Source organism: Neobacillus niacini, from assembly GCF_030817695.1.
Lineage (GTDB): Bacteria > Bacillota > Bacilli > Bacillales > Cytobacillaceae > Neobacillus > Neobacillus niacini_F.
In genome coordinates this window covers 506,642-521,646 of sequence record NZ_JAUSZQ010000003.1, presented here as the reverse complement: position 1 = coordinate 521,646, position 15,005 = coordinate 506,642, and the positions used below count along the sequence as shown (strand labels likewise).

Sequence of the window (15,005 nt, the reverse complement as noted above, 5' to 3'; positions counted from 1 at the left end):
TTCTAAGAGCCAACACGCTTCGTTGGCTCTTTGAATTATTTTTCCACTAATAAATCATAAAGGGTACAGGCAATGATCTTGGTAGCAGCCTGTAAATCTGAAAGACGAATATTTTCATCTGCTCGGTGTCCATTTGCCTCTTCTAACACTTTTGGTCCAACTCCAAACATAATCGTGGGAATTCCTGCTGCGAAGAAGTGGCGGGCATCTGTATATAATGGGACCCCGTGGACAGGTAACTCTCCGTCCTCCTTAACTATTGATTTCCAGTTTACTGCCAAAGTTTGGACTAAAGGTGTGTTTTCAGGAGTTGGTCCAAAACTTTTTGCATGAAGGATTTTCCTAATTTCAATTTTAATACCTGGAATATTTGATACAGCTTGCTGAACAAGTCCCCTAAACTCAGCCTCTGCGGCAACAAAGTCTTCTTCAGGAATTAATCGTCGGTCCACCCTAATCGTGCATTCATCTGGTACAACATTGGTATTGATCCCGCCTGAAATAAGCCCCACATTCAAGGTCGGAAAGTCAATTCCTGGGATAGATGATTTTATATCTGCTAGTTTCTTACGATATTCATATAAAACATTTAAAATTTTAGTAGTCGCCTCAATCGCGTCAGTTCCTGTATGAGGAAGGGCCGCATGCGCTGACTTTCCTGTTGTTTTGATTTCAAAATGTAAACAGCCATTATGTGCGTTAACAGCTGAATAGGTGAATCCTGCAACAATTGCATGATCCGGCTTGATATACCCTTGGTCAATTAACCTCTTAGGACCTATCTCCCCTCCTGTTTCTTCATCAAACGTAAACGCCAGGTCTACCCTTCCAGAAAGCTGAGCACTAACCTGTTTTAAGGCAAGCACTGCATAGGTATAAGCAGCGATATCAGACTTTGATACAGCCACCCCTCTCCCATACATTTTCCCATCAACGATTTCTCCGCCATACGGGTCGACACTCCACCCTAAACCGGGAGGAACCACATCTCCATGCGCATTTAATACAACATTTGTCCCTTCACCAAACACTGTGGGTGCGAGGACGTTTGCCATACTAATCATCCCATTTTCTTTGACACTTTCTTCGTCTACTTCGAGAAGCGATACATTTTCAAACCCAAGCTCGGAAAGCTGTTTCTCTAAAACTCTAGCTATCGGTAAACAATCACCAGCGGGATTATCCGAAGGTGTTTTCACTAATTTTTTCAAAAAAGCGATTAGTTCTTCCTCATGGTCCTGTATCCATTGTACAATCTTTGCTTTATCCTCATTCATCGTAATCACTCCTCAGTGGTTGTACGCCAATTGATGTAATAATTGTATGAGTACCTCCAGACCCGTTTCTAAATCCTTTGTCGATGTATACTCGAGTGGTGAGTGGCTAATCCCGCCTTTACTTGGAACGAATAGGATTGTTGTAGGGCAAATTCGTGCAAACAGCTGGGCGTCATGCCCCGCACCGCTATTCATCCAATGGAAGGGAATAGTGCTCCTAGTGCAAATACTTTGTAAAATTTCATTAAGTGTACGATCCATCTGAGCTGGCTGAACTTCATGCCACATCTCAATCTGTATATCCAAATCGTGTTTTTTAGCATGGGTTTTAAAAATTTCGGTGAATTGCTGACAAAAAGAACTTAAAACTGATTCGTTCGGATGTCGCGCGTCTACTGTAAACTGAACTTGATTTGGAATGACATTAGGTACATTGGGTTCGACAAAAAGCTGACCCACACTTGTTACAAGATCTTCATCGTATTCCTTTACACTCTCGTATAAACCATGAATCATGTTTACCGCACCATGAAGAGCATCTCTCCTCCATTTCATCGAGGTGGTACCAACATGATTCGATTCACCATTCAAGGTAATTCGAAACCGTTTTTGTCCGACAATGGCCTTAACAATGCCAATAGATTTTTCTACCTTCTCAAGAGTGGGTCCTTGTTCGATATGTAGTTCAATAAACGTTTGGATATCATTCCGGACCCTGTAGTCAGTAAGACCAAATCCTGCTGCCATCATAGCTGTCTCAAAACTTATACCCTCTGAATCCTTGATATCACTAATATCCTTAAATGAATAAATCCCCGTCATCATACCTGAACCCCAGAGAGCCACCGGAAAGCGGCTTCCTTCTTCTTCGCAAAAAGAGACCACTTCAAGGTTTATGGATGGTGCCCCATATTTCTTTTTTAAAAAGTCTAAGGCCATTATTCCCGCAATGATTCCATAGGCACCATCGTATTTACCACCTGACTTAACGGTGTCGACATGTGATCCAATTAAAATAGTCTGGACATTTGGATTCGATGAAGGTAATCTGCCAAATAAATTTCCAATAGAATCATAAGTTGTGACAAGCCCAGTCTCCTCCATCCATCCTTTTAAGGCTTGCTGGGCTTCTTTCCAAGGTTGAGAATAAAGTGTTCGAGTTACACCTCCATCTGGCTCTCCCCCAAATGAAGCTAACCACTCAATTGCCTCTTCTAAATTACCCATAAACTCACTTCCTTGGCTGGATATACTGACCAAACTTTTCTTGGGATACCCCGGTTTGGTCGTCATAAATTACTTTTCCTCGTAAAATCGTTTTCTTTACTTTTAATAAAAATTTTCTATTTTCATAGGGGGAATATTGATTTCGAAAGGCAATTGATTGCCGATCCGCAACCGTTGTGTCATCCAAAGAAATCAAGGCTAAATCTGCGTCCAAACCGGGTTGAATTCTCCCTTTCTTTCCCGATATTCCAAACACATCGGCAACATTAGCTGTGCCTAGAGGAATTATGTCTTTGAGTGGAATTTTCCTTTTCAATGCCTCATCGAGTAAGGCAAGCCAGGTAAATTGTACTCCTTGAATTCCACCCCATGCATCCCAAATAGAGTCCGTGTTTTTCATGGAATAAAGACAGGGGGAATGATCGGAACCAATGGTATCAATCCAGCCATTTGAAATACACGCCCATAGCCCTTCTACATCCTCCCTTGGTCGAAGCGGCGGGGCACATTTTAGAATGGCACCAGCTTTAAGAAAATCTTCTTCATCAAAAATTAAATAATGAGGACAGGTTTCTACTGTAGCGTTTATTCCACTTTTCTTTGCTTCTTGAATGAGTTCAACTACTCTAGGCGAACTGATATGAACGAAGTGGACCAATGTCCCATATTTTGCAGCTGCCTCTAACGCGTATTTAACCGCCTGTTCTTCCGCTGATATTGGCCTGCTGGCAAGAAAGGCCATACGTTCGTTGATACCGTTTTGTTTTTTATAAAAAGTAGTAAGGTTATTAATTTCTTCCTCCCATTCTGCATGCAGAGCGAGGATTTTATTTTGTTGTGCTGCTATTTTCATCGCCATATTCAACTGGTCTGGTGAAACAAAGGGAAAATCATCGATACCGCTCTCCGACATAAATGCCTTCCAAGCAATAATGCCCTCACTCATTTGGACCAGTTCCTCGTTATTAGTAACGGAATTACCGGTCATGCCGCCCCACAAGGCATAATCCACATAAGATTTGGAGGTTAAATACTCTCTTTTATTGTGTAAATTTTTCACGGTTGTCACAGATGGAGAACAATTTAGCGGCATATCAAAAATAGTTGTCGTTCCTCCAATGGCTGCAGCACGGCTGCCGGTGTCAATTCCTTCCCAATCCGTTCGACCGGGATCATTAAAATGAACATGTGCGTCGATAAATCCAGGAACTACAAGACAGCCACTTGCATCAATGAAATTGACTTTGTTTTCTTTCATGGGTTCAGGTTCGCTTTCGTAGAGAGCCTCAATCTTGCCGCCTCTAATTTTTATACAAGCGTACCGAAACCCTTCTTCTGTAAAAACATACCCATTTTTCACCCAAAGTTCAGTTTTCATAGTTCTCCTAACTCCCTCTGTACGTACTGTACCCTCCTGGTGATATCAAAAGCGGCACATGATAATGAGAAGCCGGTTCAGAAATACCAAATCGAACGGGCACACAATCCAGGAACGAAGGATCTTCAGTAGTTGCTCCACGATTTCGGTAATAGTCTCCTATATAAAAATGAAGTTCATAGATTCCCTTTTTCATATTGTCCCCCTCCAAAAGGGGTTGATTTAATCTGCCATCTTCATTTGTATAGATAGCTTGGAGGAATTCTATTTCTTTGTGAGACCCTATACGTACTAACTCTATCAACACACCATAGGCTGGCTTTCCAATACTAATATCAAGGACATGTGTTGTTAGTTTCCCTGTCATTTACTTGATTCCTCATTCGCATCGAGATCATCACGGGTCATTGAAAAACATTGGAAACCATAAGGGGGACGAGGTTCAGTAAATACTTTCCCTTCTTGTGAGGCAGGAATTTCATCTAAAATCGTTTCCCATGTACGGTTATTTGATTCGAAACAAACCTCTACTAACTGGGGAAAACGTTCCAGGATTCTAGTACCGATTCGGTAAATAAGATTTTGGATGGAGGGAGAGTTTTCTTCATGAAAGACGGTGTACGCAATATCCCTGACCTGTTCTGCTGCTACATAACCATCAGGTGTATTTCCCCTGGCATCCTCCAGGTCGTTATAACGCCAATCAATATTTAAAAAGATAAACAGCGGGCGGTCAAAGGATTCTGGCAAAGTCGTATATTCATCTTTCACATAGCCGTAAAACGAGCTGCCCTTTACCTTAATCAGCTTAAGACCCTTTAAACTGCTTAGGTGATTGGTTGTGATAATTTCATCTTTTTTTCGTTTCACTTCAATGGTGGCTCCAGCCTGTTCGTTTAATGAATAACGAAACACTAATGGGCTTGGTTCAAAACTGCCATTGGTCGGGACAGGAAGCTCTTCAAAGGAAATCTGTTCACCTGAGATGATAATGCCTGTCATGTGTGAATACGTCTCAAGAAAGCGGTGTGAGACAAATTCAAGAAACCCTTCCTGGGTGGCTCCCTGATAATCTCCTGCATGTTTAAGGATGAAGTTTTTCATTGAATCCGTTGCAACAACTAAGGTGTTATCACCATCCTTAAATGAGGAAAAAAATGCTTCGCCTTCAACAGCGACTTTTACATTCATGCCAAAAAGAATGTTTTTTCTACCTGAGAAGGTAGATTCTGGGATGTTTCGAATTTCGGTTAACGGCTTAGCGTAGGTGCGATAAACCCATACATCTGCTTTTCCATAGCTCATCGTTCTTTTCATATTGTATTAGCCTCCTCTTGTCATTTTAAAAGGCTTTAAAATAAGTTATGGTTACCACTTTAGAGATTTTTTTCGGATTTCGGTAACCATGAGCGCTTCATGGTTGCCACTTTTCTAATTTTTCTTGGGTTTTGGTCATCATGAGCCCTTCATGGTTACCACTTTTTCAATTTCCCTCGGATTTCGAGCCTCATAATACGTTATTCTATGAAAATATGTCATTCAATCGAAACTCGGCGATCTTAAACACTTCACGTAAGGCGATGTTATATTCTTCCTCGTACGAATTATGGAACCTTTGCTTCATTGCAGCTAAAATGGTTTCCTTGCTTTGCCCCTTAACTGCCATAATAAACGGAAATTCAAATTTATTAACATACATCTTATTCAGCGATACAAACTCCTCAAATTCCTCTTTCGAAAGCCTATCAAGTCCTGCTCCAGCCTGCTCCTTTTGGGAAACCTTAGACATTTGCAATCTTGTTCCCAAATCTGGGTGCGCACGAAGCAATGCCAACTGCTTCGTTTCATCTGCATTTTGAACAACAGAAATCATCGTTTGTAAGAGATTCTCACGCGATTCAAATGGCATGCAATCCCACGCTTCCGCAGTCACCCACGGAGAGTGTTCAAACACCCAGCCCACTTTTTGAACAAATTCCTCCTTATTCATTTGATTTACTTCCTCCATAGCTTCACCTCTCATCCTCCAGCTGATGACCATTCAGCAGGGGTTCATTTAAACTATATATATTCTAGACCTCTTAAAAATACATCACTGTTCTCTCTATTTATGAATCCTCATAAGCTCGGGGTTTGTCAGCTATGGTTGCACAGCAAACTCGTCCTGCCAATTTTTTACTATAATATCGAAATGCCGAAATAGTATCTACAAACGTGTCATATAATTTAACAAGTTTTTTAAATAGCCCCTCCCAAAAAAGCGTGTAAACAAACCTAACAATAAGGAAGAAATTCTACATGTGTTATAGAATAATGAACTTCAAGTAAACTACCTGTAAATCACTAGCTTAAAATGATAAAAATAGATCAAAGAATGGAGAGATTCCATGTCAGATATCCAATTTATGCAAAAAGCAATCGAGGAAGCGCTGAATAATGTCCTAACCAATCACGGTGGACCGTTCGGAGCGATCGTGGTGAAGGATGGAAAAATAATTGGGGTTGGCCGTAATGAAGTGACTGCATCTAATGATCCAACAGCGCATGCAGAGGTCCAAGCCATTCGCGCAGCCTGCAGTTATTTAAAGGATTTTCAACTGACGGATTGTGAAATCTATACCAGCTGTGAACCTTGTCCAATGTGCATTGGTGCGATTTACTGGGCGAGACCAAAGGCGGTTTACTATGCCTGCACGAAACAGGAGGCCGCCAAGATAGGGTTTGATGATCAGTTCATTTATGAACAGCTCGAACTTCCAATGGAAAATCGAAAAATACCAATGAAACAAATTTTCCCGGACGATGGGGATATTCCTTTTCGTACATGGGAAAACTCTAACAATAAAGTAGAATACTAATCTGATTGTAGAGGGTGTCGAGCAATGGAGAGAAAACAATTAACTCGAAGAATCTCTGTGGCTTCAGGAAAAGAACCGGCGGATACAGTTGTTAAAAATGGCAGGATTATTGATGTTTTTAACGGAGAAATCATCGTAGGTGATATTGCCATTGTCGATGGTTATTTTGCAGGAGTAGGACAATATGAGGGGAAAAATATAGTTGATGCCGAGGGGCGTTATGTACTTCCTGCCTTTATCGATGGGCATGTTCATATTGAATCGTCCTTGGTGACGCCAAGTGAATTCGCTAAAGTACTGCTTCCTCACGGAGTAACGACCGTTATCGCTGACCCCCATGAAATTGCGAATGTCCTAGGTACCGCCGGCATCCACTATATGCTTGATTCTTCAGAAAATATTCCCTTTGATATTTATATTATGCTTCCTTCAAGTGTTCCTGCGACAAGCTTTGAAAACTCAGGAGCTATTTTAAAAGCAGAGAGTTTATTTCCCTTTTATCAACATCCACGAGTCCTAGGATTAGCAGAGGTTATGAATTTCCCTGCAGTCCTAAATGCCGAGGATGATATGCTCAACAAAATATCTGACGCCAAACAGGTCGGCAAAAAGGTCGATGGTCATGCTGCGGGATTATCTGGAAGTGATTTGAATGTTTATATGGCGGCAGGTATTCAGACCGATCATGAAAGTACAACAGCGGAAGAAGCGAAAGAACGCCTTCGGAACGGAATGTATTTAATGATTCGTGAAGGGACTGTTGCAAAAGATTTACAGAATTTGATCCCGGCAATAAATGAGTATAATTCGCGGAGGTGCTTATTTGTTACCGACGATAAGCACTTAGATGACCTTGTGCTTGAAGGCAGCATCGACCACAATATCAGGCTGGCAATCCAAGAAGGAATATCCCCAATAACCGCTATTCAAATGGCTACCATCAATGCAGCAGAATGTTTTGGGCTTAGTGATAAGGGGGCAATCGCCGCCGGTTACAAAGCGGATTTTTCTTTAGTTGAAGATCTTGACACTTTAAAAATCAAACATGTTTATAAAGATGGAAAAGCTGTTGTACATGATGGCAAGCTGGTTGCTGATTTCAGTACCATCCCTAAGGACGGCAGTGACTCCTTAAAAAATTCAGTCCATTTTGAAGATATCAAAAAAGAACATTTTGATATTCCCCTATTTACGAGTAAAGCAAATATCATTGAGATTATCCCTAACAGTCTTGTTACACGGCATATCGTAGAAGAAGTAGGTATCTCCGGCCAAGGATTGTTCCTGCCCTCGTCTAGTACGGATCAATTAAAGCTTGCGGTTATTGAGCGCCATCATTTAACAAAGCAAATTGGTTTGGGCATTATCAAAGGCTTAGGATTAAAATTTGGTGCCATTGCCACTACGATTGCCCATGATTCACATAACCTCATTATTGCTGGGACGAATGATGATGACATGATTTTAGCTACAAAAGTGATTAAAGAAATGCAGGGCGGGATGGTTGTTATTAAAGAAGGTCAAATCCTGGCATCATTAAACTTACCCATTGCAGGATTAATTTCTGACCTTCCCTACCAAGAGGTCAATGCTACTCTTAAAGAACTTCACCTTGCTCTTAAAAAGCTTGGAGCAACCGATCAATTCAATCCCTTTTTAACCCTTTCCTTTTTAGCTCTTCCTGTTATTCCAGAGTTAAAACTTACAGATAAAGGTTTATTTAAGGTTTCAACATTCGAGCATATTAACATCAGTTCCGATTAAATTTCGTGCTTTTTAGACAAACTATCATGCGAGAAACTGAAAAACGGTTGCTTTCAACACCATTACCTGTCAAACTATAAGGATAATGGCACAAATTCATAGAAAAGAGCCTTGATAATTGACTTCATAGAAAGTAAATGTAGGTGACGAACATGATAGAAGTAAAATCTTCAAAACTTAGTGACGGAGAGTTCAATCGAGGAGTATTCGCTACACGTGATATAAAAAAAGGCGAACTGATCCATGAAGCACCTGTTATTGCTTATCCTAATGCAGAGCATGAACACATTGAAAAAACATTGCTTGCCGATTATGCGTTTGAATATGGAATCAACCATACATGCATTCTCTTAGGCTACGGGATGCTATTTAATCATTCCTATCAGCCTAATGCCACGTATGAGATAAATTTTCCAAACCATACCTTTGACTTTTTTGCTTACAAAGACATAAAAGCTGGCGAAGAGATTCTGATCAACTATAATGGTGATGAAGAAGATCAAGAACTGCTTTGGTTCGATAAGGAAAAGCAAGAAAAATAACAGCCAAACTCGGGCTGTTATTTTTTTTGCCTCCTTTCTTCCACTTAGGTAAAAGGAACCATTTTTGGTATTATTGTTAATAGTTCAAAGTTTGTTCAATATTTCACAAACTTTTATCGAAAATTGGTGTTATGATAAAAACATAAAGGAACTAGGAGTGATATGACATGATGATATGTGAATGGAAATCCTTTTCAACAGATTCTGAAACGTATACCCAAAAAGCGTTCGAAGAAACGGTTGGTGATGAATTTGAGGCAATGATGTTTAAAGATAATGAAAATATCCCATGTTACATTTGGACAGTGAATTTTGTCATCATTGTAAAAAAATACTCTAAAGTACTTAATGATATCTCTTTTGAAAAAATACCACGAAATCCAGTTTGTGAGTAAACATGTAATTCCCTATCAATTCGTTTGTTATTATTTTTTTATATAATCTTGTGAAATATTTCACAAGTATATTTTAAGTAATTGGAGGAATTAAAATGGCAGTGGCAGAAAAAATGGGCAATGACAAGGTAAGTGTGACTACAATGATTGATACCCTAGTGGTAAATGGTCTAAAAGCGTTAGAGGAATTCCGCAGCTTTGACCAAGATATGATTGATACGATTGTGAAGCAAATGGCCTTGGCTGGACTTGATCAGCATATGCAGCTTGCAAAACTTGCTGTTGAAGAAACCAAACGAGGCGTTTATGAAGATAAAATCATTAAAAATATGTTTGCAACTGAATATGTCTATCACAATATCAAATATGATAAAACCGTCGGCATCATAAACGAAAACGAACACGAAGGAATCATTGAAATCGCAGAACCTGTCGGTGTTATCGCTGGTGTTACACCTGTAACCAATCCAACATCTACTACAATGTTTAAAGCACTTATATCGATAAAAACGAGAAATCCAATTGTGTTCGCCTTCCATCCATCTGCTCAAAAATGCAGCAGTGAAGCAGCAAGAATTCTTAGGGACGCAGCGATTAAGGCAGGAGCCCCTGAGAATTGTATTCAATGGATTGAAACACCCTCCATTGAGGCTACTCAAGCACTGATGAATCACTCAAAAGTGTCTATGATTCTAGCAACAGGCGGTGCGGGAATGGTCAAATCCGCATATAGCTCTGGTAAACCAGCTCTCGGCGTTGGCCCTGGAAACGTTCCATGTTATATGGAGAAATCAGCCAACATTCATCAAGCAGTAAATGACTTAATTTTATCAAAGACGTTTGACAACGGAATGATTTGTGCTTCTGAGCAGGCAGTTATTATTGACCAAGAGATTTACTCAGCTGTCAAAAATGAGATGATTGCAAATAATTGTTATTTCTTAAATGAAGAAGAAAAAGGAAAAGTTGAAAAATTAGTGATTAATGAAATTTCATGTGCGGTTAATCCGAATATTGTTGGGATGGCTGCTAGCAAAATTGCCGCTTTAGCAGGAGTCACCGTTCCTGAAAACACAAAAATACTTGTTGCTGAATTAGACGGCGTTGGACCAGGATATCCGCTATCAAGAGAAAAATTAAGCCCTGTCCTAGCCTGTTACAAGGTTACTAGTCTTGAAGAAGGCTTAAAAAGAGCAGAAGAAATGTTAGAATTCGGCGGTCTTGGACATTCTGCCGTCATCCATTCTCAAGACCAAAATGTGATTAAGCAGTATGGCTACCGAATGAAAGCCGGAAGAATCATTGTCAATGCCCCATCTTCACAGGGTGCCATCGGTGATATTTACAATGCTTATATGCCTTCTCTTACACTTGGCTGTGGTTCATATGGAGGAAACTCTGTTTCTACTAACGTTGGTGCAATTCACTTAATCAACATTAAAAAAGTAGCCCAAAGGAATGTTAATATGCAATGGTTTAAAGTTCCGTCCAAAATCTATTTCGAGAAAAATGCCACTCAGTATTTAGCTAAAATGCCGAAGATTTCTAAAGCATTCATTGTAACGGACCCTGGAATGGTGAAACTAGGCTATGTAGATAAAGTACTATACTATTTAAGGAAAAGACCGGATTATGTACACTGTGAAATTTTTTCAGAGGTGGAACCAGATCCATCCATTGAAACCGTCATGAAGGGTACCGAAATGATGGCGAAATTCCAGCCAGATGTAATCATTGCCCTTGGCGGCGGTTCAGCGATGGATGCGGCTAAAGGAATGTGGCTGTTCTATGAAAACCCAGAATCTGAATTCTTTGGTTTAAAACAGAAGTTTCTCGATATCCGTAAACGAATTGTGAAATATCCTAAGTTAGGTGAAAAAGCACAATTTGTAGCGATACCAACAACATCAGGAACAGGATCAGAAGTAACGTCATTCTCAGTTATTACCGATAAAGAAGCAAATATTAAATATCCGCTTGCCGATTATGAATTAACACCAGATGTAGCCATTATTGATCCACAGTTCGTTATGACTGTACCTAAACATATTACAGCTGATACTGGAATGGACGTATTAACTCATGCTATAGAGGCATATGTATCTTGTATGGCTAACGATTATACAGATGGACTTGCGATGAAAGCAATCCAGCTTGTATTTGAATATCTGCCAAGAGCTTACCGAAATGGCAGTGATGAATTAGCACGTGAAAAAGTTCATAATGCGTCAACGATTGCTGGGATGGCCTTTGCCAATGCCTTCCTTGGTATCAACCATAGCCTTGCCCATAAGCTTGGTTCAGAATTCCATATTGCACATGGACGTGCAAATACGATCTTAATGCCGCATGTCATTCGTTATAATGCTGCTAAACCGAATAAATTTACAGCATTTCCGAAGTATGCCCACTTTGTAGCAGATAAGCGTTATACGGAAATTGCAAGAACCCTTGGACTGCCTGCGAGTACAACGGAAGAAGGTGTGGAAAGCCTTGTTCAGGCAATCATTCGCCTTGCAAAAGAACTAGAGATTCCGATGAGCATTGAGGCAAATGGTGTTGACGCTCAAGCTTTTGAAAACAAGGTTGACTACCTTGCAGATAAAGCATTTGAAGACCAATGTACCACTGCTAACCCTAAGCTTCCTTTAGTAACAGAATTAGCTGAAATTTACCGTCAAGCATATAAGGGAGTTTAAAAGAGTTCTATAAACAAGCTGAAAAAGCCATCCACAGTGGATGGCTTTTTCGATTTTTTACACCATTATCTTACAAATATCATTCGTAAATTCAACAGGATCCTGGATTGGCAGTCCTTCAATAAGCAGTGCTTGATTGTAAAGTAACTTTGTATATAGGTCTAGTTTTCCTTTATCTTTCTCAAAAGCTTCTTTTAATGATTGGAACACTTCATGATTTTTATTTATCTCCAAGACCTTATCTGCTTTAATATTTTGGTTATCAGGCATTGCTGCTAGGATTTTCTCCATTTCAATTGAAATGTCACCTTCAGTTGCTAGGCAGACAGGGTGAGATTTTAGACGTTTTGAAACTCTGACATCCTTGATCTTACCCTCTAAGATATTTTTCATATAGTCAAAGATTTCTTTGTATTCCTTCTCTTCTGCTTCGGATTTGTTCTTGTTTTCTTCTCCTTCAATTCCTAAGTCACCCGAGGAGATGGATTTAAACTCTTTCTCCTTATAGGTCATTAACATTTTGATCGCAAATTCATCGATATCCTCAGTGAAGTACAGAATCTCATAGCCTTTTTCAGAGACAAACTCTGCTTGTGGCAGTTTATCGATTCTTTCAATAGATTCACCAGAAGCATAATAGATATATTTTTGGTCTTCTGGCATTCTTGATACATATTCATCCAATGTAACAAGCTTCTTCTCTTTAGAAGAGTAGAACATAATGAGGTCTTGTAATACTTCTTTATTTGCACCGAATTCACTATAAACGCCGTATTTTAATTGACGGCCAAACGATTTATAAAATTCTTCATATTTTTCACGTTCATTTTTTAACAAGCTTTGCAATTCACTCTTAATTTTTTTGTTAATGTTTTTAGAGATCAGCTTCAGTTGACGATCATGCTGCAGCATTTCTCTTGAGATATTAAGAGATAGGTCCTCAGAATCCACCATCCCTTTGACGAAGCTAAAATGGTCAGGAAGCAGATCCGCACACTTGTCCATAATTAAGACGCCATTGGAATAAAGCTCTAAGCCTTTTTCAAATTCTTTTGAGTAGAAGTCAAATGGAGTTTTCTCCGGGATATATAAAATCGCATTATAGCGGATAGTCCCGTCAACACTGATATGGATATGTTTAAGCGGCTTATCAAAACCGTAGCGTTTTTCCGCATAGAAATTCGCGTAATCTTCGTCGGTTAATTCACTTTTATTTTTTCTCCAAATAGGAACCATGCTATTGATGACTTGTTCTTCAACATAGTCCTCAAACTCATTATCGCTGCCCTCTTTTGGTCTTCTGCTAGAAATGTCCATTTTAATTGGATAGCGAATAAAGTCAGAGTACTTTTTGATAATAGACTTTAAACGGTACTCTTCTAAGAACTCATCATAATTTTCATCTTCGGTATTTTCTTTGATTTTAAGAATGATCTCTGTACCAATAGAATCTTTCTCAGCGGTCTCAATTGTATACCCTTCGGCTCCATCCGATTCCCACTTGTAAGCTTCATCGCTTCCTAACGCTTTACTGATTACCGTCACAACATCCGCAACCATAAAGGCCGCATAGAAGCCGACACCGAACTGACCAATAATGTCATAGCCATCTTTTAATTCGGTTTCCTTTTTAAAAGCTAAAGATCCACTTTTGGCAATCGTACCAAGGTTTGTCTCAAGCTCGTCCTTCGTCATACCAATCCCAGTATCAATAATTTTCAAGGTTCTATTTTCCTTGTCAGGGATAACTTTAATAAAGTAACTATCCTTGTCGAAGCTTAACGCGTCATCTGTTAAAGCTTTGTAGTAGATTTTATCAATCGCGTCACTTGCATTCGAGATTAACTCTCTTAAAAATACCTCGCGGTGTGTATAGATAGAGTTAATCATCATTTCTAACAGCCTTTTAGACTCAGCTTTAAACTGCTTTTTCGCCATAGAAACCTCTCCTTACTCAAATTTGTTAAATAAATTTTACCTTTGATTAGCACTCTCAACTTAAGAGTGCTAATGCCGACATTAATTAAATATCATATATCCCTGTACAATGTCAATAAAATAGCGGCACACTTTTTAATGTGCCGCTTACTTTTATTTTTTGTAAGTATCTCCTGGGTTTTCAACAATATGTTTAAGGATTGAAAGTTTGTTTTCCCAAAACTTTTCGTAGTAAGACAACCAGTCTTTTAGCTGAGTTAACGGCTCCGGATGCAAACGATAAATTTTTTCCCTTCCTACCTTCCTTCCGCTGACTAATTCGGCTTCAGAAAGGACCTGAAGATGCTTGGCAACCGCCGTTCTGCTTATCGGAAAATGAGCGGTTATTTCTGAAATAGGTAATTCCTTTTCCGCAAGCAGTCTTAGTACCTCTCTCCGCGTTGGATCAGCGATTGCTTGAAAAACATCATGCTTTTGGGCTGAAGCTGACACTTAGCTCTCCAAAAGCTTACGAAGGTTTTCAAGGATGCCTGTCCAGCCATGAGACATACGTTCACGAATAACAGAAGCTTTCTCGCCTGCTTTTCCAACGATTTCATCTGGAGATTTCCATCCGCCATGAATAAGTGTAAATTCGGTATTATCACCCAACTCTTTTAAAATGAAAGTTAAAAACCAGCCGTCCGTATCCCAATTAAACGAAAGAGTATTAGGCGGATCAACTTCGGTCACTTTACATGGTGATGGGCCAAATGGGGATTGTATGTGAAATTCATAACCGACTTCTGGCTTGAAGTCATTTGGCATGAACCAAGCTGCAATACCCTCTGCAGTTGATACCTGATCCCATACCTTTTGAATAGGTGCGTTAATGACAACCGTTTGTTTAATATCTGCTAATGTATTTTGCAAGATTTTCTCCTACTT

Annotated in this window: 14 protein-coding genes; 5 read left to right on the top strand and 9 right to left on the bottom strand. The window is 39.6% G+C overall.

The features are described from left to right. Positions 1 to 35: 35 nt before the first annotated feature. The 6 genes from QFZ28_RS26015 to uraD all read right to left on the bottom strand — a co-directional run bounded on the left by QFZ28_RS26015 (position 36) and on the right by uraD (position 5,890). On the bottom strand, positions 36 to 1,277 hold the full coding sequence (locus QFZ28_RS26015) for an ArgE/DapE family deacylase (protein WP_307197527.1): 1,242 nt from the start codon (positions 1,275 to 1,277) through the stop codon (positions 36 to 38). A gap of 12 nt (positions 1,278 to 1,289) precedes the next feature. Continuing rightward, positions 1,290 to 2,504: a M20 family metallo-hydrolase gene (locus tag QFZ28_RS26010; RefSeq protein ID WP_307197526.1), complete on the bottom strand. Its 1,215-nt coding sequence runs from the start codon at positions 2,502 to 2,504 to the stop codon at positions 1,290 to 1,292. Between the two features lie 4 nt (positions 2,505 to 2,508). Continuing rightward, on the bottom strand, positions 2,509 to 3,882 hold the full coding sequence (allB, locus tag QFZ28_RS26005; RefSeq protein ID WP_307197525.1) for an allantoinase AllB: 1,374 nt from the start codon (positions 3,880 to 3,882) through the stop codon (positions 2,509 to 2,511). Between the two features lie 7 nt (positions 3,883 to 3,889). Next, positions 3,890 to 4,249, bottom strand: a complete 360-nt coding sequence (gene uraH / locus QFZ28_RS26000) for a hydroxyisourate hydrolase (RefSeq protein WP_307197524.1) — start codon at positions 4,247 to 4,249, stop codon at positions 3,890 to 3,892. After that, complete coding sequence (gene pucL / locus QFZ28_RS25995) at positions 4,246 to 5,199, bottom strand: factor-independent urate hydroxylase (RefSeq protein ID WP_307197523.1); 954 nt, start codon at positions 5,197 to 5,199, stop codon at positions 4,246 to 4,248. Before pucL ends, uraH begins: the two co-directional genes overlap by 4 nt. Before the next feature lie 205 nt (positions 5,200 to 5,404). Beyond that, positions 5,405 to 5,890, bottom strand: a complete 486-nt coding sequence (uraD, locus tag QFZ28_RS25990; RefSeq protein WP_307197522.1) for a 2-oxo-4-hydroxy-4-carboxy-5-ureidoimidazoline decarboxylase — start codon at positions 5,888 to 5,890, stop codon at positions 5,405 to 5,407. A 379-nt stretch (positions 5,891 to 6,269) separates the two neighbouring features. Between uraD and QFZ28_RS25985 the strand changes: the two genes are divergently transcribed. The 5 genes from QFZ28_RS25985 (at position 6,270) to adhE (ending at position 12,140) form a co-directional block, all read left to right on the top strand. Then, positions 6,270 to 6,740: a nucleoside deaminase gene (locus QFZ28_RS25985; protein ID WP_307197521.1), complete on the top strand. Its 471-nt coding sequence runs from the start codon at positions 6,270 to 6,272 to the stop codon at positions 6,738 to 6,740. A gap of 24 nt (positions 6,741 to 6,764) precedes the next feature. Then, positions 6,765 to 8,504: an adenine deaminase gene (gene ade, locus QFZ28_RS25980; protein ID WP_307197520.1), complete on the top strand. Its 1,740-nt coding sequence runs from the start codon at positions 6,765 to 6,767 to the stop codon at positions 8,502 to 8,504. Between the two features lie 152 nt (positions 8,505 to 8,656). Further along, the gene (locus QFZ28_RS25975; protein ID WP_307197519.1) at positions 8,657 to 9,046 is read left to right on the top strand and encodes an SET domain-containing protein; all 390 of its coding nucleotides are present in this window, start codon (positions 8,657 to 8,659) and stop codon (positions 9,044 to 9,046) included. 167 nt (positions 9,047 to 9,213) lie between these two features. Further along, entirely contained in the window at positions 9,214 to 9,441 is a 228-nt protein-coding gene (locus QFZ28_RS25970; RefSeq protein ID WP_307197518.1) for a hypothetical protein, read from the top strand. Between the two features lie 95 nt (positions 9,442 to 9,536). Continuing rightward, positions 9,537 to 12,140, top strand: coding sequence for a bifunctional acetaldehyde-CoA/alcohol dehydrogenase (gene adhE / locus QFZ28_RS25965; protein WP_307197517.1), 2,604 nt, complete (start codon positions 9,537 to 9,539; stop codon positions 12,138 to 12,140). A 57-nt stretch (positions 12,141 to 12,197) separates the two neighbouring features. On the opposite strand, the gene htpG is transcribed toward adhE, so the two are convergent. The 3 genes from htpG to QFZ28_RS25950 form a co-directional block, all read right to left on the bottom strand. Beyond that, positions 12,198 to 14,078, bottom strand: a complete 1,881-nt coding sequence (htpG, locus tag QFZ28_RS25960; protein ID WP_307197516.1) for a molecular chaperone HtpG — start codon at positions 14,076 to 14,078, stop codon at positions 12,198 to 12,200. A 153-nt stretch (positions 14,079 to 14,231) separates the two neighbouring features. Further along, the gene (locus QFZ28_RS25955) at positions 14,232 to 14,570 is read right to left on the bottom strand and encodes an ArsR/SmtB family transcription factor (RefSeq protein ID WP_307197515.1); all 339 of its coding nucleotides are present in this window, start codon (positions 14,568 to 14,570) and stop codon (positions 14,232 to 14,234) included. Next, positions 14,571 to 14,990, bottom strand: coding sequence for an SRPBCC family protein (locus QFZ28_RS25950; RefSeq protein ID WP_307197514.1), 420 nt, complete (start codon positions 14,988 to 14,990; stop codon positions 14,571 to 14,573). Between the last annotated feature and the right edge of the window lie 15 nt (positions 14,991 to 15,005).

Bases quoted from the DNA above. Each gene is read 5' to 3' on its own strand.
- QFZ28_RS26015 (WP_307197527.1), bottom strand. From the start codon at position 1,277: ATGAATGAGGATAAAGCAAAGATTGTACAATGGATACAGGACCATGAG.
- QFZ28_RS26010 (WP_307197526.1), bottom strand. From the start codon at position 2,504: ATGGGTAATTTAGAAGAGGCAATTGAGTGGTTAGCTTCATTTGGGGGA.
- allB (WP_307197525.1), bottom strand. From the start codon at position 3,882: ATGAAAACTGAACTTTGGGTGAAAAATGGGTATGTTTTTACAGAAGAA.
- uraH (WP_307197524.1), bottom strand. From the start codon at position 4,249: ATGACAGGGAAACTAACAACACATGTCCTTGATATTAGTATTGGAAAG.
- pucL (WP_307197523.1), bottom strand. From the start codon at position 5,199: ATGAAAAGAACGATGAGCTATGGAAAAGCAGATGTATGGGTTTATCGC.
- uraD (WP_307197522.1), bottom strand. From the start codon at position 5,890: ATGGAGGAAGTAAATCAAATGAATAAGGAGGAATTTGTTCAAAAAGTG.
- QFZ28_RS25985 (WP_307197521.1), top strand. From the start codon at position 6,270: ATGTCAGATATCCAATTTATGCAAAAAGCAATCGAGGAAGCGCTGAAT.
- ade (WP_307197520.1), top strand. From the start codon at position 6,765: ATGGAGAGAAAACAATTAACTCGAAGAATCTCTGTGGCTTCAGGAAAA.
- QFZ28_RS25975 (WP_307197519.1), top strand. From the start codon at position 8,657: ATGATAGAAGTAAAATCTTCAAAACTTAGTGACGGAGAGTTCAATCGA.
- QFZ28_RS25970 (WP_307197518.1), top strand. From the start codon at position 9,214: ATGATGATATGTGAATGGAAATCCTTTTCAACAGATTCTGAAACGTAT.
- adhE (WP_307197517.1), top strand. From the start codon at position 9,537: ATGGCAGTGGCAGAAAAAATGGGCAATGACAAGGTAAGTGTGACTACA.
- htpG (WP_307197516.1), bottom strand. From the start codon at position 14,078: ATGGCGAAAAAGCAGTTTAAAGCTGAGTCTAAAAGGCTGTTAGAAATG.